This window comes from Sphingobium quisquiliarum P25 (genome assembly GCF_000445065.1).
In the GTDB taxonomy this organism is placed as follows: Bacteria; Pseudomonadota; Alphaproteobacteria; order Sphingomonadales; family Sphingomonadaceae; genus Sphingobium; species Sphingobium quisquiliarum.
In genome coordinates, this window is the sequence record NZ_ATHO01000055.1 from 1 (window position 1) to 18,103 (window position 18,103).

An 18,103-nucleotide genomic window follows, 5' to 3' on the forward strand; every position below is an offset into this window, starting at 1 on the left:
ACGCCCGCCGCCGCTTCGGGCACCAATGGCGGGGCCAGCGAAGCGCGCAAGGCGGCCGTGGCGGCGATCGAGCGGCCCTCCACGGGGAATGAGGCGGATGACGCCTACACCTACGGCTTCCGCCTGTGGGACGCGAAATTCTATCCCGAAGCGCAGGCGCAGTTGAAGGCCACGGTCGAGAAATACGGATCATCCTCCATCGCGAGCCGGGCGCATAATCTGCTGGGCCGCGCCTATCTGGACGATGGCAAGCCCGCGCTGGCATCGGTCGCCTTTTACGAGAACTACCAGAAGCGCCCCCGTGGCGACCGTGCTGCCGACAGCCTGGCCTGGCTGGGCGAGGCGCTGATCCAGCTCAAGAAGCCCGCCGACGCGTGCAAGGTCTATGCGGAGCTTGAGCAGGTCTATGGCGCGACCTTGCCCGCGAACCTGCGCGGCATGATGGACAAGGGGCGCGCCAAGGCCAAGTGCAGCTAGGGCCAGATGGCCAGCCCCGAACCGGAGGAGACCGGCCTTAATGCCCTGTTGGAGCGGGCGGCGGGGCGGCTTGCCGGACCGGGTGAGGGCTGGCGTTTCGGGGTGGCGGTATCCGGCGGCCCCGACAGCATGGCCTTGCTGGACCTGAGCGCCCGGCTGTTCCAGGGGCGGGTCGAAGCCGCGACGGTGGATCATGGCTTGCGGCAGGCTTCGGCGGAGGAAGCGGCGATGGTCGCCGCCTGGTGCGGGGACCGCGCCATTCCCCATGCCATCCTGCATCCCGCCGAGCCGGTCACGGGCAATGTCCAGCAATGGGCCCGCGAGCAGCGCTATGCCGCGCTGGAACAGTGGCGCACCGGGCGAGGGATCGACTGGATTTTCACGGCGCATCACGCCGATGACCAGTTGGAAACCATGGTGATGCGGCTCAATCGCGGGGCCGGGGTGGGCGGCCTCGCCGGGATCAGGGCGCGGCAGGGCAGGGTGCTGCGGCCGCTGCTGGGCGCGCGGCGGTCTCACCTGCTCGCTTATGTGCGGCGGCGGGCGATCCCTTATGTAGAAGACCCATCGAACAGCGATCTTCGCTTTGACCGGGCATCGATTCGGCAGCGGCTGAGCGGCGTGGACTGGCTCGATCCCGTCACGGCGGCGCGCAGCGCTGGCGCACTGGCGGAAGCGGCCGAGGCGCTGGATTGGATGGCCGACGATCTTGCGGCGCGCCATGTGCGGCAGGATGGGAATGCGTGGATCCTTGATGACGCCGGCTTCCCGCGCGAGATCATGCGGCGTCTGCTGCTGCGCATGATCGCCCTGGCCGCGCCGGATGCGCAGCCGCCGCGTGGAGAAGCGCTCGACCGGGCAATGGCCGCGCTATCGGCGGGGCAGCAGGTCAGCCTGGGTCCTGTGCTGCTGAAAGGCGGCGAACAATGGGGGGTGAGGCTGGCTCCTCCGCGACGGTAAATGGATCGTTTCGGAAAGGTTCCACGGGTTATCGCGCATGCCCCACGGTCCGTCGAATTGATGCAGCGCAATGACCTTTCCTTAATAGCCTGCATGCTTAAGGGAACAGCCCCCTCCAGCTTGGAAAGTGAGTCATGTTCGAATTTGCGGCGCTGACCTATGGCGTGCTCGCCAGCGTTATCCTTTCGGCAGCGCAACGTAACCGGAAACTGGCGCGCCCGCACCCGCCCCTGCTGCTTTATGCAGGCTATTTGCTGTGCGGCCTTTCGGCGGGGGTGGCGTTGATCCTGGGCTATATCGGCCTCTCGCAATTTGTGGGCGGCTGACCGCAGCGCATCCTTCTACGCCAGCTTGCGATTTTGCCGGAGCATCCTATCTTGCCCGGTGAAAGAGAGTGTTGAATGAACGACGAGAAGGACCCCCAGGGCAATCCCTGGATCAAGAGCGCGATGATCTGGGCGGGCGTGATTATCGCCCTGCTGCTTTTCGTGTCCATGTTCGACAGCCGGACCGCTTCGCAGGCGGGCACCGGCATTGCCTATTCCGAGTTCCGGTCGAAGGTTCAGGAAGGGCAGGTCAAGGACGTCGCCATCGCTCCCGACAAGATCACCGGGACGCTGAGCAGCGGCCAGCGGTTCAACACCGTGCCCGTGAACGATCCGGGCCTGACCGGCCTGCTGGACGATTATAACGTCAAATATTCCGGGCAGACGGAGGAGCAGCCGAGCTTCTGGCAGATCATGCTCTACCAGTCGCTGCCGTTCCTGCTGATCCTTGGCATCGCCTTCTTCGTCCTGCGCCAGATGCAGAAGGGCGGCGGCGCGGGCGGCGCGATGGGCTTTGGCAAGTCCAAGGCCAAGCTGCTGACGGAAAAGCATGGCAAGGTGACGTTCGACGATGTCGCTGGCATCGACGAGGCGCGCGAGGAATTGCAGGAAATCGTCGAGTTCCTGAAGGACCCGAGCAAGTTCGCGCGGCTGGGCGGCAAGATCCCCAAGGGCGCGCTGCTGGTCGGTTCGCCGGGTACGGGCAAGACGCTGCTGGCGCGCGCGATCGCGGGTGAGGCGGGCGTTCCCTTCTTCACCATTTCCGGTTCGGACTTCGTCGAAATGTTCGTCGGCGTCGGCGCCAGCCGCGTGCGCGATATGTTCGAGCAGGCGAAGAAGAATGCGCCGTGCATCGTCTTCATCGACGAAATCGACGCGGTCGGCCGTCATCGCGGCGCTGGCCTGGGCAACGGCAATGACGAGCGCGAGCAGACGCTGAACCAGCTGCTGGTCGAGATGGACGGTTTCGAGGCGAATGAGGGCATCATCATCGTCGCGGCGACCAACCGCCCTGACGTGCTGGACCCCGCGCTGCTGCGTCCGGGCCGCTTCGACCGTCAGGTGGTGGTGCCGCGCCCCGATATCGAGGGCCGCGAGAAGATCCTGGCTGTGCATATGAAGAAGGTGCCGCTGGCGCCGGACGTCAATCCGCGCACCATCGCGCGCGGCACGCCGGGCTTTTCGGGTGCTGATCTCGCCAACCTTGTCAACGAAGCGGCGCTGATGGCGGCGCGGCGGGGCAAGCGGCTGGTCGCGATGGACGAGTTCGAGGCCGCCAAGGACAAGGTCATGATGGGCAGCGAGCGCCGCTCCATGGTCATGACCGATGATGAGAAGAAGATGACCGCCTATCATGAGGCGGGCCATGCCATCGTCGCGGTCCATGAACCGGCGTCCGACCCGATCCACAAGGCGACGATCATCCCGCGCGGCCGCGCGCTGGGCATGGTGATGCGTCTGCCGGAGCGGGACAGCTACAGCTATCACCGCGACAAGATGCATGCGAACCTGGCCGTCGCCATGGGCGGGCGCGTGGCCGAAGAGATCATCTTCGGGCATGACAAGGTATCGTCGGGCGCTTCGGGTGACATCCAATATGCGACCAAGCTGGCGCGCGACATGGTGACCCAGTGGGGTATGTCGGACAAGCTGGGCCCGCTGCAATATGAGGAGCAGCAGGGGGAAACCTTCCTCGGCTATTCCCAGAGCCAGCGCGTCCATATGTCGGACGAGACGGCCAAGGCCATCGACCACGAAATCCGCACGATCGTGGAAGGCGGCTATCAGCGCGCCAAGACGGTGCTGACGGAGCATGAGGACCAGCTCCATCTGCTCGCCAACGCGTTGCTGGAATATGAGACGCTGACCGGCGAGGAGATCAAGACGCTGCTCGACAAGGGTGAGATCACCCGCGACGACGGCACGACGATCAAGCCATCGGCGGTGCCGGCGGCTGGTTCCTCCATCCCCAAGACGCGCAAGCGCAAGGGGCCCTTTGGGGAACCTTCTCCGGCAGGGGCTTGAGGTTTAGCTGAATGGTGCAAAGGGGGCGTGGCCGGTGGCTGCGCCCTTTTTGATTCACGCGGAGGCGCGGAGACGCGGAGAGATGACGGCGGAGAGGTCGTGCCGTGGCGTTGGCGGCCGCTGCCGGGTCACAGGTCATCCGTTCGGGGTGAGCTTTTCGAAGCCCTTCCTTTTTTGATCAAAATGATGGCCCGCCGGAGCCAGGATTGAAATGTTCAGCCCGGCAGGCTGGATACCCCCATTCTCCGCGCCTCCGCGTGATTTTTTCGCGCAGAGGCGCAGAGAGCGCAGAGGGTTTGAGGGGCTGCGCCGCTTTTGAGCGGGGAGGAAGGCTTCTGCGTCCTCTGCGCCTCTGCGCGTAAAATTACATCCACAGCGGCTTTTCGCGCTTGCGCAACAAAATGCCCGCTAAGGTCTGGCTGTTTTGCTGGTTAATGGTTACATGGGCCGCCACGAATCCCCCCGGCCTTCGCCAAGGCCCGTAGCAGAAAGTGGCTTTCACATGGATATCCGCCTCGGCCTCACCTTTGACGACGTGCTGTTGCAGCCCGCCGAGTCCGATGTGCTGCCGAGCCAGGCCGACACCAGCACCCATGTGACCAAGCAGATCAAGCTCAACATCCCGATCCTCTCCTCCGCCATGGATACGGTGACCGAAGCCGACATGGCGATCGTCATGGCGCAACTGGGCGGGATCGGCGTCCTGCACCGCAACCTGTCGATCGAGGAGCAGGCGGCGGCGGTGCGGGCGGTCAAGCGGTTCGAAAGCGGCATGGTGGTGAACCCGATCACCATCACCCCCCGCGCCACGCTGGCGGATGCGCAGATGCTGATGGAGCGGCACCGGATCAGCGGCATCCCGGTCGTCGAGGACAGCGGCAAGCTGGTCGGCATCCTCACGCATCGCGACGTGCGCTTCGCCGAAAATCCGCAGCAGCCCGTCAGCGAATTGATGACCAGGGACAATCTGGCGACGGTGAAGGCGGGCGTGGGCCAGGATGAGGCGATGCGCCTGCTGCACCAGCGCCGGATCGAAAAGCTGCTGGTCGTGGACGATGATTATCATTGCGTCGGCCTGATCACCGTCAAGGATATCGAGAAGGCGGTCACCTATCCTCAGGCGACCAAGGACGCGTCGGGCCGCCTGCGCGTCGCCGCCGCGACGACGGTCGGCGACAAGGGGCTGGAGCGCAGCGAGGCGCTGATCGACGCCGAATGCGACCTGATCGTCATCGACACCGCGCATGGGCACAGCAAGCAGGTGGCCGTCGCGGTCGAGGCGGTGAAGCGGCTGTCCAACCATGTTCAGGTCGTGGCGGGCAATGTCGCCACCGCCGAAGCGACCAAGGCGCTGATCGGCGCTGGCGCGGACTGCGTGAAGGTGGGCATCGGCCCCGGTTCCATCTGCACCACGCGCGTGGTCGCGGGCGTGGGCGTGCCGCAGCTGACCGCCGTCATGGATTCGGCCAATGAAGCGGCGAAGCAGGGCATTCCGGTGATCGCCGATGGCGGCCTGCGCACGTCGGGCGACGTGGCCAAGGCTCTGGCAGCGGGCGCGGGATGCGTCATGGTGGGGTCGCTGCTGGCGGGCACGGCCGAAGCGCCGGGCGAAACCTTCCTCTATCAGGGCCGCGCCTATAAGAGCTATCGCGGCATGGGCAGCGTCGGCGCCATGGCGCGCGGGTCGGCGGACCGCTATTTCCAGGCGGACATCAAGGACCAGATGAAGCTGGTGCCCGAAGGCATTGAAGGCCAGGTGCCGTTCAAGGGCCCCGCCAAGGACGTGATCCATCAGTTGGTCGGCGGCGTGAAGGCGGCCATGGGCTATACCGGAAGCCGCACGATCAAGGACCTCCAGGAGCGCGCCCGCTTCGTGCAGATCACCAATGCGGGATTGTCCGAAAGCCACGTTCATGACGTGACGATCACGCGGGAAGCGCCCAACTATCCCACGCGCTGACATCTTCATTCCTCTCCCGCACGCGGATGAGGTCAGGGGTGGGCGCGAGCGAAGCGGGCCTTACTGCTCTCCGCCCAAAGCGCCGCTGGCGTGGCAGACACCCCCGGCCCCTCTCTGCCGTGGGAGGGGGAGTAGTATATGACCCCATCTGCCCGCATTCAGGCTGCGATCGAACTGCTCGACGCCATCATCGCGTCGGCGCGGGATGGTGGACCGGCGGCGGACACGCTGATCGCGCGCTATTTCAAGGAGCGCCGCTATGCGGGATCGCGCGACCGGCGGGCGGTGCGCGATCATGTCTATGATGCGGTGCGCCGCGCGGCGGAACGGCCTTCATCAGGGCGCGCCGCGATGGTGGGGCTGGCGCGGGAGCGGGGCGATCTGGCCGCCCTGTTCGACGGGTCCGCTCATGGGCCAGCGCCGATCGACGCGCGGGAGGCGGGGGCAGAGGCAGGCGATGTGCCGCAATGGTTGCAGCCGCTGCTGGCCGAACCTGCCGAGCAGCAGGCCCTGCTTGGCCGCGCGCCGGTCGACCTGCGCGTCAATCGGTTGAAGGCCGCGCGGCAGGAGGTCGCGCCCCTGTTGCCCGAAGCCGTGCCGGTCGACGGGCTGGACGACGCGCTTCGCCTGCCTGAGGGCTGGCCCGTCGAGCAGAGCGACGCCTGGAAACAGGGTCTGGTGGAAGTGCAGGATGCCGGAAGCCAGTTGATTTCCACCGCGTGCGGAGCGGGGCCGGGGATGACGGTCGTCGATCTCTGCGCGGGCGCGGGGGGCAAGACGCTGGCGCTGGCGAGCGCGATGGGGAGCCAGGGCACATTGATCGCGGCGGACACCATCCGGTCGCGTCTCGCCCGGCTGGAGCCGCGGGCCGTGCGGGCCGGGGCGACCTTCATCCAGACATTGCTGCTGGATCAGGGGCATGAGGAAAGGGCGGTGCGCGATCTGCACGGAAGGGCCGATGCCGTGCTGGTCGATGCGCCCTGTTCGGGCACCGGCACCTGGCGGCGCAATCCTGAGGCGCGCTGGCGGCTTACCCCCGCCAGGCTTGACCGGCTGGCGCAGGAGCAGGCGCGGATACTCGACTTTGCCGCGCCGCTGGTGGCTCCGGGCGGCGCGCTCGTTTATGCCACTTGTGCGCTGACGGACAGGGAAGGGCGCGATCAGGTGGACAGTTTCCTGGAACGCCATGATGGCTGGACGCCTGAGCCCGTCATGACGCCGATGGGACGGGCGCATGGGCACGGCATCCTGCTGACGCCGGGGCATGATGCGACGGACGGCTTTTATTTCGCCCGGCTGCGGCGGACGGGCTGAAAGAGACCATGGACAAGCCCCGGCAAAATGGCGACACTTGGGCGGAATCATCGCCTGAAACATGGCTGGAGTTGTGCATGCGTTTTACCCCCGCCTCGATCGCCCTTGCCGCTTTGCTGACCACCGTGTCGAGCGCGGGCCTTTCCCAGCGCCCCGACGCGCAGATTTCGGCCCTGTCGGTCGAATGGCAGCATGCGGGCACGGCGGCGCGCAAGGCAGGTAATTATCAGGCAGCGACCGATGCGCTGGAAACCGCGCTGGCGGTCGATCCGCGCAACCGCAGCGCCTATATAGAACTGGCGCAGGTGGCGCGGGCGCAAGGATTGCAGGGCAAGGCCATCCGCCTTTATCGTGAAGCGCTGCTGCTCGATCCGACCGATGTCGGCGCGCTGGTGGGCCAGGGCGAGGCGATGGTCGAAAAGGGCGCGATCGCCAAGGCCAAGGAAAATCTGGCCCAGGCGCAAAGCGTCTGCAAGACCGACTGCGCGGTGGTCGGAAAGCTGGCCGCCGCGATCGAGAAAGGCCCGCCCGCGACCGTGCTGAGCGCCAAGGACGGGGTGGCGGTGCCCAAGGCAGTGGCGACAGAAACGCCCTGAGCCAAGCTACCTGCCGCGCCGCCCATGGTGCCAGCCGGTTCGGCGGAGTTGGCGGCGCATCATGGGCAACACCGCATGTTCGATATTCGGCAGGACGATCTTAGCAGTGACGGGACGCGCGAACTGCTGGCGCTGCATCTTGCGGATATGCACGCCAGTTCGCCGCCAGGCAGTGTGTTTGCCCTAGACCTGCCGGCTTTGAAAAATCCTGCGGTCACGGTCTGGACGGCTTGGCACGGCGATTACATTGCGGCGGTCGGCGCCTTGAAGATTTTGGAAGAGGGCTTGGCCGAGATCAAATCCATGCGCACGCATCCGCATTTTCTGCGAAGAGGCGCTGGAGCGGCGATCCTGGAGACCATTATCGCTGCCGCAGTTGCGCGTGGCATCCGGCGGCTGAGCCTGGAAACGGGCAGCGGGGCGGCATTCGAACCGGCTCTGGCGCTATATCGGCGGCGGGGCTTCAGAAATGGGGCCGCTTTCGGCAGCTATGAGAAAAGCGCGTTCAACCAGTTTCTGCATCTTGACCTTGCGGAGTGAGGGGACTGGTTGAGTCAGATGCTGAAGGGCAAGGTTTGAAGGGTTATAGACCGAACGGTGCAGGGCGAGCCCGGTCTGTAGCTAAACCCGGTCCATAAGGCGCGCCACTTCGACATATTCGTCGACGCTGACGGTTTCGGCGCGGCGTTGCGGGTCGATGCCTGCTGCTTCCAGCGCTTCCAGAGCGCCGGGCAGGCCCTTGAGGCTTTGGCGCAGCATCTTGCGGCGCTGGCCGAAGGCGGCGGCGGTGAGGCGTTCGAGCGTCTTGAGTTGCACCCCTTGCGGCGCTGCCTTGGGCGTGATGTGGACAACCGCCGACATGACCTTGGGCGGCGGGGTGAAGGCGCTGCGGTGCACCTTCATGGCGATGCGCGCGTCGCTGCGCCATTGGCCAAGCACGGCGAGGCGGCCATAATGATCGCTGTCTGGTCTGGCGACGATCCTTTCGGCCACTTCCATCTGGAACATCAGCGTGAGCGACGACCACCAGGGAAGCGGCTCCCATGCCGCCGACAGCCAGCCGACAAGCAGCGCCGTACCGACATTATAGGGAAGGTTGGCGATGATGTGCGCGCCGTCGCCAGCTTCGGCGCGGGCATCGACCTGCATGGCGTCGCCGGAAATGACGCGCAATTGGGCGGGAAAGGCTTCGGCAAGTTCGGCCAGCGCGGGCAGGCAGCGGGCATCGCGCTCGACCGCGACGAGCCGGGCTCCGGCGCGCAAGATCGCGCGGGTAAGGCCGCCCGGCCCAGGTCCGACTTCGAACGCGGGGGCATCCTTGAGCGGTCCCGGAATGGCGGCGATGCGGTCGAGCAACTGTTCATCGAGCAGGAAATTCTGGCCCAGCGCCTTGCTCGCCTGAAGCCTGTGCGCGGCGATCACATCGCGCAGCGGCGGCAATGCCGGCCGCGTGTCAGCAGCCATGGGTCAGGCGTGCGCGCGCGGCTTCGGCGGCCATCTTGAGCGCCGCCATCATCGCGCCGGGATTGGCGCTGTCGGTTCCGGCGATGCCGAACGCCGTGCCATGATCGGGCGAGGTGCGCACGATCGGCAGGCCGAGGGTGATGTTGACGCCTTCATCGAAATGCAGCGTCTTGAGCGGGATCAGCGCCTGGTCATGATACATGCACAGCACCGCATCATAGGTTTCGCGGGCGCGGCTGTGGAATAGGCCGTCAGCCGCCAGCGGGCCGCGAATATTCATGCCCTCCGCCTGCAACGCCTCGATCGCGGGGCCGATAATTTCGATTTCCTCGCGGCCGAGCGCGCCGCCTTCGCCCGCATGGGGGTTGAGCCCGGCCACCGCGATCCGGGGGCGGGGAATGCCGAAATTGCGTTGCAGGCCTTTTACGGTCGTGACCGCGCGCGCGCGGATCAGGTCGGCGGTCAGGACGGACGGCACATCGGCAAGGGGGATGTGGATCGTCACCGGCACCACCTTGAGCGACGGTCCCGCCAGCATCATCACGGCGTTATGGGGCGCGACGCCGCAGCGTTCGGCGACGAATTCCGTCTGGCCGGGATGGGTGAAGCCGACGCCGTACAGCTGCTCCTTGCCGACCGGCGCAGTGACGATGCCCGCGGCCGATCCGGTCCTGGCAAGGCCGACCGCTACTTCCAGCGCCTGAAAGGCCGTGCGGGCCCCGTCGATGCTGGGGGTTCCCGGCACGACCGGACCTGCGTCGGCGACCTGAAGGCATGGCAGCGCGCGGTTGAAGACCGATGCGGCTTCCTCTGGCGCGGCGATCTGCTCTACCGGCCCCAGCCATACCGCGCGCAGAGACGCCATGTCCCCCACCGCGAAGAAGGCGGGAAGACCGCGTGCTTCGCGCATGACCCAGCTTTTCGCGACGATTTCCGGCCCGATGCCCGCCGGGTCGCCCAGCGGAACGGCGAAGGGCGCAAGCTGCGGCCGGTCCGCCGCAGGATCAGTTATAGTCGATGACGGCATCGCGGCGGAGATCTCGCAGGTAGATGCGCGCGCGCTTGTTGACCCGTTCTTCCTCAAGCTGCGCCATGATCTGCGCGGGATTGGGCGCGGCCGCCGAAGCCGCATCGTCGCGGCCGCAGACCACCAGCACGCGCACGCCATCGCTGATCGAACCGAAAGGCGGCGTCGCTTCGCCCACTTGCAGGCCGAGCAGGATGTCCTGCAACTGCGGCGGCAGGTCGCGCACCTTCACATTGTCATTGTCGACGACATCAGCGCCGATCTTCGCGCCAAGGTCATTGGCCTGGCCACAGCCCTTGATCGCCTTCACCTGCGCGGCGAAGCTGGCGGCCCTGGCGCTGGCCTGTTCCTTGGTCGTGCCCGCTGGAAAGTTGACCGACAATTGCTTGAGGCTGAGCAGGGCATCGCGCGGATCGGCGGTCAGCACCTTGCGCTTGTCCATGACGTAGATGACCGACACGCCGCCCGGAACGCTGATGGGACCGGCGATCTGGCCGACCTGCATTTCGCCCGCCGCCTTCGCCAGTTCGTCGGGAAGCTGGGCAGGGCGCACCCAGCCAAGGTCGCCGCCGACCGCCGCCGTGGACGCTTCGGAAAATTGCCGGGCATAGGCCGCGAAGCTGCCGCCCTGCTTGATCTGTTCGATGATGTTGCGCGCGTTGGCGACGATCTGCTGCTGATTTTCAGGGGTCGCGGACAGATAGATTTCGCCGATGCGATATTCGTCGCTGCCCTTGGCCGCGTTCATCCGGTCGATGACGGACTTTACCTCATCCTCCGACACGTTGACGAAGGGCTGGATGTTGCGGCGGAGCAGGCGGCTCCAGGCGAGTTCGCCTTCAATCTGGCGCCTGATGCTGGCGGGAGAGCTGCCCTGCTTACGCAGATACTCGTCAAACTGTGCGGGCGACTGGCGGAAATTGGCGGCCACGCGCTCATAGCTCTGGTCGATTTCCGCCTTGTCGATGCGGATGTCGTTGGCGGCAGCTTCCTGAATCTGGAGCGTTTCGTCGATCAGGTTGCGCAGCACCTGGACGCGCAGCCGCTCCTTTTCCTCCGGCGCGACCTTGCCGCCATTGGCGGCGACGATCAGGGCAAGCCGCTGATCGACGTCGGTGCCGGTGATGATGCGGCCGTTGACGATCGCCGTGGCCTTGCGGACATTGGGGTCGCTCTTGCCGAAGACGGTGACATCCTTGGGCAGGTTCAACTGCTGCGAGGCGACGCCGTCATCGTCGTCCACGGTCTGCGCGGACAGGGGCGATACGGTTGCGCCTGCCAGCAGGGAGGACAGTATAAGGGCATGCATGCCCGCGCGCAGGGAATGGCGAAGGCGGGCAGACGGGGAAACGACTGGGTGCATCGTCGACAAAACTCTCCAATACGGTCCGGCGCGTGATGCGCCGGTCCGCCTTAACCGGTCCTGAGCGGAGGGCGGGAAGGATGATCCTTATATACCGATATTCCGAAAAGCCAGCCGTAGTTGGTAGCTGTTGCCCTTTCGCGCGTCACCGGCGGCCTGATAGTCGCGCCGCCATGTCAGCCCCAGCGTCAGGCAGTCATCCTCATAGGTGATGCCGAGGCGGTGGCGCACGGGTTCATATCCGTCCGCGACGCTCAGCGGGTCTTCCTTCGCATCGGTGAGGTCGATGACGGTCGATCCGTAAAGCGACCAGAAACGCGCGAACTGGACCCGGCCGCCCAGGCGCAATTCCTCGCGGTCCTGCAAATCCTCCAGGCCCGTTGCGGCGTTGCGGTTGAGCCGCAGATAGCCGACGAGCGCATAGGTCTTGCGCGTGCCGATGGTCGCGTCGATCTCATTACGGCGGACCGAGAGGCCGTCCTTGTCCAGGCGGAAGCGGTGGATGAGGCTGATGAAATCCTTGTAGCGGACGGTCGTGCGGCCGACCACGTCCGACATGCGGTCGGAAAGGCCGGTGCCGTCCGGCAGGATGCTTTCGCGATTGTTCAGGCGATAGCTTTGCCCAAGCACGCTTTCGAGCGAGAAGCCGGGCAGCGACAGGCTATATTCCAGGCCATAGGTGATGCGGGTCGAATCTTCGAACCGGTCATAGCCCGCGAAGCGATTGAGCGCGAAAAGGTTGCTGTCCTCCAGGTCGATGGCGCGCGCATCCTCATTGGGCACGGACAGGTTGGCAAGGCGCGGGGCGGCGACGATCTGAACGCGCGGCGCGATGCGTTGCACCCCGCCAAAGGCTTCGCCCATGAAGGGCCAGCGCACATCGACCGCCGCCGCGGCGATGCCGCGCGCTTGCCAGCCGGGATCACCGGCATAGAGCGGGATGGTGTTCAGTCCCCTGTCGCTGCTGTGATAGATGTCGCCGCGCAGATAGGTGGTGAAGGTGACTTCCTGTCCCATGCCGGTCAGCTTGCGCAGGTTCCATTCGAATGCGGCGAAGGCGCGCTGCGTGTCCTGCCCATGGGTGCGGGTGATGGCGAGGCTGTTCGCCTGCAACTGGATGCGCCCGCCCAGCAGCGGGTCGGTCATGCGCAGACGGTAATCGATGGCGGGCAGGGCGATCGGGGTCTGCCCCTGCGAATCCCCCAGGCGCAGCGTCTGGACGGCCCATCCGGCGATGGAGAAATAGCTGTTCTGCCCGATCCGCTGCGCCCCAAGGGTCGAACGCAGCCGGTCGTCGCGGTTGATGTCATAGCGGCGCAGGAAGGTGCGGTCGCTGACCACCCGGATCGACCCGTTGACGCTCCATTCCGGGGTTAGCTGCATGCCGCCGCTGGCGTCCAGATAACCGCGGAAATCCTTCTGCGACTCATCGGATACCGTGGCGTTGGGCAGCGAGCTGCTGGCGTCCTGGCGGCTGGCATGGGTGGCATAGCCGGTGATCTGGTATGCGCCGCGATCCCAGCGATGGCGGAAATTCGCCTCCAGCATCGGCAGCGTGCCGGAATAGACGTGCGGCGTGATGGTCAGGTCGCGATTGGGCGCGAGCTTCAAATAATAAGGAAGCGCGACCTCCACGCCGTTGGTGCGATCATAACGGATGTTGGGCACCAGCAGGCCGTTGCCGCCCTCGCCGCCCACCGGATGCGAAAAGCCGGGCAGCGGGATCAGCGGCAGGCCGAATATCTCTATATTGGCGTTGGTGTACCGGACCCGCGCCTGCACCGGATCATAGACGACCCTCACCGCCTTGATCTGCCATGTCGGTTCCTTGGGGCAGCCGTCCGAATCCTCCACCGCGCATCCGGTATAGGCGGCCTTGTGCAGCGTATAGACGCCGTTCGCCCGCTCACCGCGCGCCGCCGCCAGCCGCCCGCCGGATTCCAGCACCAGCAGCATATTGTCGACCACGCCGTCCTTCAGCGTGTCGGTGACTTCGAAACGGTCGCCATAGGCGATGTTGCCTTCCGGGTCGGTGACCGAGACATTGCCCTGCGCCTCGACCTTTCCGGTGGTGCGGTTCCAGACCACCGCGTCGGCGCGCAACCGGTTGCCTTCGCGCAGCAACTGCACATTGCCGCTGGCGGTCACGACCTCGCTATTGCTGTCATAGTCCAGCCGGTCGGCGGCAAAGCCGATCTGATCATCGCTTTGCGGCACAGGCGCGTCGGGCGCGCTGACCGGCACCGGCGGCGCGTTCAGTTCCTGCGCCGCGCCGTGCTGGGCACAGGCAAGGCACGCCAAGGCCGCGCCTGTAGCCAGCGCCAGTCTGGAACGTTGGAGAAAGGTAAAATCGTGCAAGGGGATCGTGCCTCTTCAGGGGCGCTTCTTTGCCCGCCTATCGCACTGCTTTGCTCAGGCCGCAATCTTTCGTCATGCTTCTTTTGCAGGAAATCGGGCGAACGGCTTTGCCAGACGGTGCAAGCGCCATTATCTGACGCAGACAGATTTGAGCTTCACGACCGACAGAAAAGAAGGACCCCAGATGGAAATCGCGTTCAGCCCGCAGCGTCCAGACGCAGACACCCTGGTCCTGGCCGTGCCGAAGGGCCGCCTTGACGGCCTGCCGCTCGCCGCCGCCACGACGCTGTCGGCAGGGGCAACGGCGGCGCGCTTCACGGGCGAGGCCGGGTCGAGCTTCGAAAGCTTCGCGGAAGAAGGCGGCAAGGTCGTCCGCATCGTGCTGCTGGGCACCGGCGGCGGCGGCGAGGGCGATTATGAAAAGGCGGGCGGCGCGCTGGCCGCGCGGCTGCTGACCAGCGGGGCCGTCCATGCGGCGGTGGAATTTCCCGGCGGCGTCAGCGGCGAGGATGCGGCGCGCCTTGCCTTTGGCGCCCTGCTGCGCAGCTGGCGCATCGACACCTATCGCACGCGGCAGAGCGAAAAGGCGAAGCCGACGCTGGCCACGGTGACGCTGGTTGGATCGGACGGCGCGGCGGCATGGGAAAAGCTGTCGGCGGTGGCGGACGGCGTCGCCTTCACGCGCGAGCTTGTTTCCGAACCGGCCAATATCCTTTACCCCGAAAGCTTCGTCGAACGCTGCCGCCATCTGGAACAGCTTGGCGTCAAGATCACCGTCCTCGATAAGGCGGCGATGGCTGAACTGGGCATGGGCGCCCTGCTGGGCGTGGCGCAGGGTTCGGTGCGCGAGCCGCGCCTGATCGCGATGGAATGGGACGGCACCGGCGGCGCTGCGGACAAGCCGGTGGTCTTCGTCGGCAAGGGCGTCACCTTCGACACGGGCGGCATATCCTTGAAGCCCGGCGCTGGCATGGAAGACATGAAGTGGGACATGGGGGGCGCGGGCGCGGTCGCCGGAGCGATGAAGGCGCTGGCGGGGCGCAAGGCGAAGGCGCGCGTCGTCGGCATCTGCGGCCTCGTCGAAAACATGCCGGACGGCAATGCGCAGCGGCCGGGCGACATCGTCACGTCCATGTCGGGCCAGACGATCGAGGTCATCAATACCGACGCGGAAGGGCGGCTGGTGCTATGCGACGTCATCACCTGGGCGCAGAAGACCTATGCGCCGGAGGTCATCATCGACCTTGCGACGCTGACCGGCGCGATGATCGTGGCGCTGGGTGATCAATATGCGGGCCTGTTCGCCAATGACGATGGCCTTGCCGATGACCTGATCGCGGCGGGGAAGGCGGCGGGCGACCAGCTGTGGCGCTTCCCGCTGTCCGACGCCTATAACAAGCTGATCGACAGCCCGATCGCCGACATGAAGAATATGGGCGCCCGCTATGCGGGGTCGATCACCGCCGCCCAGTTCATCAAGCGCTTCGTCGATGATGGCGTGAAATGGGCGCATCTGGACATTGCAGGCATGGTGTGGGCGGACAAGCCCGGAGCGACATGGGACAAGGGCGCGACGGGCTATGGCGTGCGCCTGATCGATCGCCTGGTGGCGGACAGGTTCGAGCGGTAAGGGGCGGACTGACGGGATCGTGCGGCAGGACCGGATTCCTGCCGTCGCAGGAACGATTGCCCCCCTCAGACAGGTGAAAGATGCAGGTCGACTTCTATCAGTTGAGCCGTGATCCGGTGGATCAGGTGCTGCCCGCCATCGCGGCGCGCGTCCTGAGCCTTGGCGAGCGGCTGCTGGTGGTGGCGGCGGATGACGCGCAGCTTGGCCGCATCTCCACTGGCCTGTGGGAAGGGCCGCCGGAAAGCTTCCTGGCGCATGGACGGGCGGGCGAGGGGGCGGAGTCGATCCAGCCGGTGCTGCTGTCGCAGGATTGCGATGCCGCCAATGGCGCGCGCCATGTCGCTATCGCGGATGGCCTGTGGCGGGACGAGGCGCTGAATTTCGAGCGCGCCTTCTACTTCTTCGATGCGGCGAGCGTGGACGGCGCGCGGGAAAGCTGGCGCGCTTTGTCCAGGCGGGACGGGGTAATGCCCCGTTTCTGGCGGCAGGACGGGCGCAAATGGGTGCAAGGACCCTGATATACGCGGCCGGATAACGCCCCTTGCGGCGGCGGAGCGCCCGGTCTAAAGGCGCGCCATTCTCTTTCCAAACAATTCGGAGCTTTTGAGCCTCATGGCCGTCACCCGCACCTTTTCGATCATCAAGCCCGACGCGACCCGTCGCAACCTGACGGGCGCCGTGACCAAGAAGCTGGAGGAAGCGGGCCTGCGTGTCGTCGCATCCAAGCGCATCCGCATGAGCCGCGAGCAGGCCGAAGGCTTTTACGCCGTTCACAAGGACCGCCCCTTCTTCGCCGATCTGGTCGCCTTCATGATTTCGGGCCCGGTCGTCGTGCAGGTGCTGGAAGGCGAAGACGCCGTGAAGCGCAACCGCGACATCATGGGCGCGACCAACCCCGCCAATGCCGATGAAGGCACGATCCGCAAGGAATATGCCGAATCGATCGAAGCCAACTCGGTCCATGGTTCGGACAGCGAGGAAAATGCCGCGATCGAGATCGCCTATTTCTTCAAGCCGGAAGAAATCGTCGGCTGATCCGTCAGCCGATGGGATGAAGAGGGCCGGGGCGAATGCCTTCCGGCCCTTTTTCTTTTGGCTTCCTGAAATCCCCCCTTGCCATGAATGGGGAGGATTGAAGGGGCTATCCCAGTTGCGGCGGGGCTTCGAAGCGGTCGATGACCCATTCTTCCGCCTGCGCGCCGCCGATCCATTCCTGCATCCAGGGATGGGCGATCACCGCCTGCATATAGGCCTGGGCAAAGCGCGCCACGGGAAGCTGATAGGTGATGAAGCGCGTCACCACCGGCGCGAACATCACATCGGCCGCGCCGAATTCGCCGAACAGAAATTCCCCCTGGCCGCCATAGCGTGCGCGGGCCTGCGCCCATAGTTGCATGATCCGGCCAAGGTCCTGCGCCACCGCTTCCGATGGCGGCACCGGGGAATATATCTGGCGGATGTTCATGCTGTGCTCGCGCCGAAGCGCGGCGAAGCTGGAATGCATTTCCGCCGCCATGGAGCGGGCCATGGCGCGCGCGGCCGGATCGGCGGGCCAGAACTTCTCGTCATCCGTCTTTTCATTGAGATATTCGATAATGGCCAGGCTGTCCCAGACGACGATGTCGTCGCCGTCCCACAGGATCGGCACCTTACCGGACGAAGGGGCGAATTCGTCCCCTTCGCGCCGCTTTTCCCAGGCTTCGTCATACAGAGGAACGACGACCTCCTCAAAGGGCAGGCCGCTGAGCTTGCACGCCAGCCAGCCGCGCAGCGACCAGCTCGAATAGGCCTTGTTGCCAATGAAAAGCTTCATCATCCGACCTCTTTAGACGGAGCCGGGAAGGGAAGTCGATAGCGGCATTGCGTTCGCGCGGTCAGCCGCGTTCCTACGGCGCCGCATCCAGGCTGCGGCTGACCAGAGGCGCGATCTTGCCGGTGATGACGTCCACGCCCGCGGGATTGGGATGGATCGAGTCCGGCTGCATGAAGCGGGGATTGCCGATCACGCCGTCAAGGAAGAAGGGATAGAGCGGGACGCCATAATCCCTGGCGAGCGCGGGATAGATCGCGTTGAACCGCCCGGCATAGTCCGCGCCCATGTTCGGCGCCGCGAGCATGCCCGTCAGCATCACCGGCACATTGCGCGCCTTCAATATATCCAGCATCGCGCGCAGGTTCTTCTCGCTCTGCGCCGGGTCCAGGCCGCGCAGCATGTCGTTGCCGCCCAGCCCCAGCAGCACCAGATCGGGCTTGCGGGGCAATCCGTCCAGGGTGAAGGCCAATCGCTGCAAGCCGCCCTGCGTCGTTTCCCCCGAAACCCCGGCGTTGCGCACCTCGACCGCATCGCCACGTGCCTTCAGGGCCTTTTCCAGCTCATGCGGGAAGCTTTCATTCTGGGCGACGCCATAGCCCGCATACAGGCTGTCGCCGAAAGCCAGGATCAGCTTTCGCTCGCTGGCGGGGGTGGTGCTGTTTTCCTGATGCGTGGCGGTGCTTGCGGCATTGTGGTTCGACGCCGGATCGCCAGAGCAGGCGGTGAGCAATTGCACAATCAGTGCAGCGGCCACATATGTTGGCCAACGTCGCGCCATCAGGATTTCCTT

General features: G+C 65.6%; 17 protein-coding genes. 11 read left to right on the forward strand and 6 right to left on the reverse strand.

All coding sequences use genetic code 11. The annotated features are described in order from the left end of the window. The 8 genes from L288_RS28325 to L288_RS28360 form a co-directional block, all read left to right on the forward strand. On the forward strand, positions 1-477 hold a 477-nt coding region (locus L288_RS28325; RefSeq protein ID WP_021237548.1), incomplete at its 5' end, for a tetratricopeptide repeat protein. 6 nt (positions 478-483) lie between these two features. After that, a complete protein-coding gene (gene tilS, locus L288_RS28330) occupies positions 484-1,437 on the forward strand; it encodes a tRNA lysidine(34) synthetase TilS (RefSeq protein ID WP_021237549.1) in 954 nt (317 codons plus the stop codon). Positions 1,438-1,571: 134 nt separating this feature from the next. Beyond that, a complete protein-coding gene (locus L288_RS28335) occupies positions 1,572-1,763 on the forward strand; it encodes a hypothetical protein (protein ID WP_021237550.1) in 192 nt (63 codons plus the stop codon). A gap of 75 nt (positions 1,764-1,838) precedes the next feature. Further along, positions 1,839-3,788: an ATP-dependent zinc metalloprotease FtsH gene (gene ftsH, locus L288_RS28340; RefSeq protein WP_021237551.1), complete on the forward strand. Its 1,950-nt coding sequence runs from the start codon at positions 1,839-1,841 to the stop codon at positions 3,786-3,788. Positions 3,789-4,290: 502 nt separating this feature from the next. Beyond that, complete coding sequence (guaB, locus tag L288_RS28345; protein ID WP_021237552.1) at positions 4,291-5,748, forward strand: IMP dehydrogenase; 1,458 nt, start codon at positions 4,291-4,293, stop codon at positions 5,746-5,748. Positions 5,749-5,886: 138 nt separating this feature from the next. Then, positions 5,887-7,062 carry an RsmB/NOP family class I SAM-dependent RNA methyltransferase gene (locus L288_RS28350; protein ID WP_021237553.1) on the forward strand — a complete coding sequence of 392 codons (1,176 nt, stop codon included), beginning with the start codon at positions 5,887-5,889 and terminating at the stop codon, positions 7,060-7,062. A 77-nt stretch (positions 7,063-7,139) separates the two neighbouring features. Continuing rightward, entirely contained in the window at positions 7,140-7,658 is a 519-nt protein-coding gene (locus L288_RS28355) for a tetratricopeptide repeat protein (protein ID WP_031304097.1), read from the forward strand. A gap of 75 nt (positions 7,659-7,733) precedes the next feature. After that, the gene (locus L288_RS28360) at positions 7,734-8,198 is read left to right on the forward strand and encodes a GNAT family N-acetyltransferase (protein ID WP_031304098.1); all 465 of its coding nucleotides are present in this window, start codon (positions 7,734-7,736) and stop codon (positions 8,196-8,198) included. Between the two features lie 81 nt (positions 8,199-8,279). On the opposite strand, the gene rsmA is transcribed toward L288_RS28360, so the two are convergent. From rsmA to L288_RS28380, 4 genes are all read right to left on the reverse strand, one after another. Beyond that, positions 8,280-9,122, reverse strand: coding sequence for a 16S rRNA (adenine(1518)-N(6)/adenine(1519)-N(6))-dimethyltransferase RsmA (gene rsmA, locus L288_RS28365; protein ID WP_021237556.1), 843 nt, complete (start codon positions 9,120-9,122; stop codon positions 8,280-8,282). Further along, positions 9,112-10,149, reverse strand: a complete 1,038-nt coding sequence (gene pdxA / locus L288_RS28370; protein ID WP_021237557.1) for a 4-hydroxythreonine-4-phosphate dehydrogenase PdxA — start codon at positions 10,147-10,149, stop codon at positions 9,112-9,114. The genes rsmA and pdxA overlap by 11 nt, the downstream gene beginning before the upstream one ends. Beyond that, complete coding sequence (locus L288_RS28375; protein ID WP_021237558.1) at positions 10,127-11,512, reverse strand: peptidylprolyl isomerase; 1,386 nt, start codon at positions 11,510-11,512, stop codon at positions 10,127-10,129. The genes pdxA and L288_RS28375 overlap by 23 nt, the downstream gene beginning before the upstream one ends. An 87-nt stretch (positions 11,513-11,599) precedes the next feature. After that, complete coding sequence (locus L288_RS28380; RefSeq protein ID WP_031304099.1) at positions 11,600-13,870, reverse strand: LPS-assembly protein LptD; 2,271 nt, start codon at positions 13,868-13,870, stop codon at positions 11,600-11,602. A gap of 184 nt (positions 13,871-14,054) precedes the next feature. Between L288_RS28380 and L288_RS28385 the strand changes: the two genes are divergently transcribed. The 3 genes from L288_RS28385 to ndk all read left to right on the forward strand — a co-directional run bounded on the left by L288_RS28385 (position 14,055) and on the right by ndk (position 16,535). Further along, positions 14,055-15,500, forward strand: a complete 1,446-nt coding sequence (locus L288_RS28385; protein ID WP_021237560.1) for a leucyl aminopeptidase — start codon at positions 14,055-14,057, stop codon at positions 15,498-15,500. An 80-nt stretch (positions 15,501-15,580) separates the two neighbouring features. Beyond that, entirely contained in the window at positions 15,581-16,018 is a 438-nt protein-coding gene (locus tag L288_RS28390; RefSeq protein WP_021237561.1) for a DNA polymerase III subunit chi, read from the forward strand. Between the two features lie 94 nt (positions 16,019-16,112). Further along, positions 16,113-16,535, forward strand: coding sequence for a nucleoside-diphosphate kinase (gene ndk / locus L288_RS28395; protein WP_030539607.1), 423 nt, complete (start codon positions 16,113-16,115; stop codon positions 16,533-16,535). Between the two features lie 106 nt (positions 16,536-16,641). On the opposite strand, the gene L288_RS28400 is transcribed toward ndk, so the two are convergent. Both L288_RS28400 and L288_RS28405 read right to left on the reverse strand, forming a co-directional pair. Beyond that, the gene (locus L288_RS28400) at positions 16,642-17,316 is read right to left on the reverse strand and encodes a glutathione S-transferase N-terminal domain-containing protein (RefSeq protein ID WP_021237563.1); all 675 of its coding nucleotides are present in this window, start codon (positions 17,314-17,316) and stop codon (positions 16,642-16,644) included. 70 nt (positions 17,317-17,386) lie between these two features. Then, positions 17,387-18,091 (reverse strand): arylesterase, encoded by a 705-nt coding sequence (locus L288_RS28405; protein WP_031304100.1) that lies wholly within the window; start codon positions 18,089-18,091, stop codon positions 17,387-17,389. Positions 18,092-18,103 lie beyond the last annotated feature (12 nt).

What these genes read in the sequence shown, in the direction of transcription:
- L288_RS28375 (WP_021237558.1), bottom strand. Translation starts at nt 11,512, where the DNA reads ATGCACCCAGTCGTTTCCCCGTCTGCCCGCCTTCGCCATTCCCTGCGC.
- L288_RS28400 (WP_021237563.1), bottom strand. Translation starts at nt 17,316, where the DNA reads ATGATGAAGCTTTTCATTGGCAACAAGGCCTATTCGAGCTGGTCGCTG.
- L288_RS28335 (WP_021237550.1), top strand. Translation starts at nt 1,572, where the DNA reads ATGTTCGAATTTGCGGCGCTGACCTATGGCGTGCTCGCCAGCGTTATC.
- tilS (WP_021237549.1), top strand. Translation starts at nt 484, where the DNA reads ATGGCCAGCCCCGAACCGGAGGAGACCGGCCTTAATGCCCTGTTGGAG.
- ftsH (WP_021237551.1), top strand. Translation starts at nt 1,839, where the DNA reads ATGAACGACGAGAAGGACCCCCAGGGCAATCCCTGGATCAAGAGCGCG.
- L288_RS28385 (WP_021237560.1), top strand. Translation starts at nt 14,055, where the DNA reads ATGGAAATCGCGTTCAGCCCGCAGCGTCCAGACGCAGACACCCTGGTC.
- rsmA (WP_021237556.1), bottom strand. Translation starts at nt 9,122, where the DNA reads ATGGCTGCTGACACGCGGCCGGCATTGCCGCCGCTGCGCGATGTGATC.
- L288_RS28390 (WP_021237561.1), top strand. Translation starts at nt 15,581, where the DNA reads ATGCAGGTCGACTTCTATCAGTTGAGCCGTGATCCGGTGGATCAGGTG.
- pdxA (WP_021237557.1), bottom strand. Translation starts at nt 10,149, where the DNA reads ATGCCGTCATCGACTATAACTGATCCTGCGGCGGACCGGCCGCAGCTT.
- L288_RS28350 (WP_021237553.1), top strand. Translation starts at nt 5,887, where the DNA reads ATGACCCCATCTGCCCGCATTCAGGCTGCGATCGAACTGCTCGACGCC.
- guaB (WP_021237552.1), top strand. Translation starts at nt 4,291, where the DNA reads ATGGATATCCGCCTCGGCCTCACCTTTGACGACGTGCTGTTGCAGCCC.
- L288_RS28355 (WP_031304097.1), top strand. Translation starts at nt 7,140, where the DNA reads ATGCGTTTTACCCCCGCCTCGATCGCCCTTGCCGCTTTGCTGACCACC.
- L288_RS28360 (WP_031304098.1), top strand. Translation starts at nt 7,734, where the DNA reads ATGTTCGATATTCGGCAGGACGATCTTAGCAGTGACGGGACGCGCGAA.
- ndk (WP_030539607.1), top strand. Translation starts at nt 16,113, where the DNA reads ATGGCCGTCACCCGCACCTTTTCGATCATCAAGCCCGACGCGACCCGT.
- L288_RS28405 (WP_031304100.1), bottom strand. Translation starts at nt 18,091, where the DNA reads ATGGCGCGACGTTGGCCAACATATGTGGCCGCTGCACTGATTGTGCAA.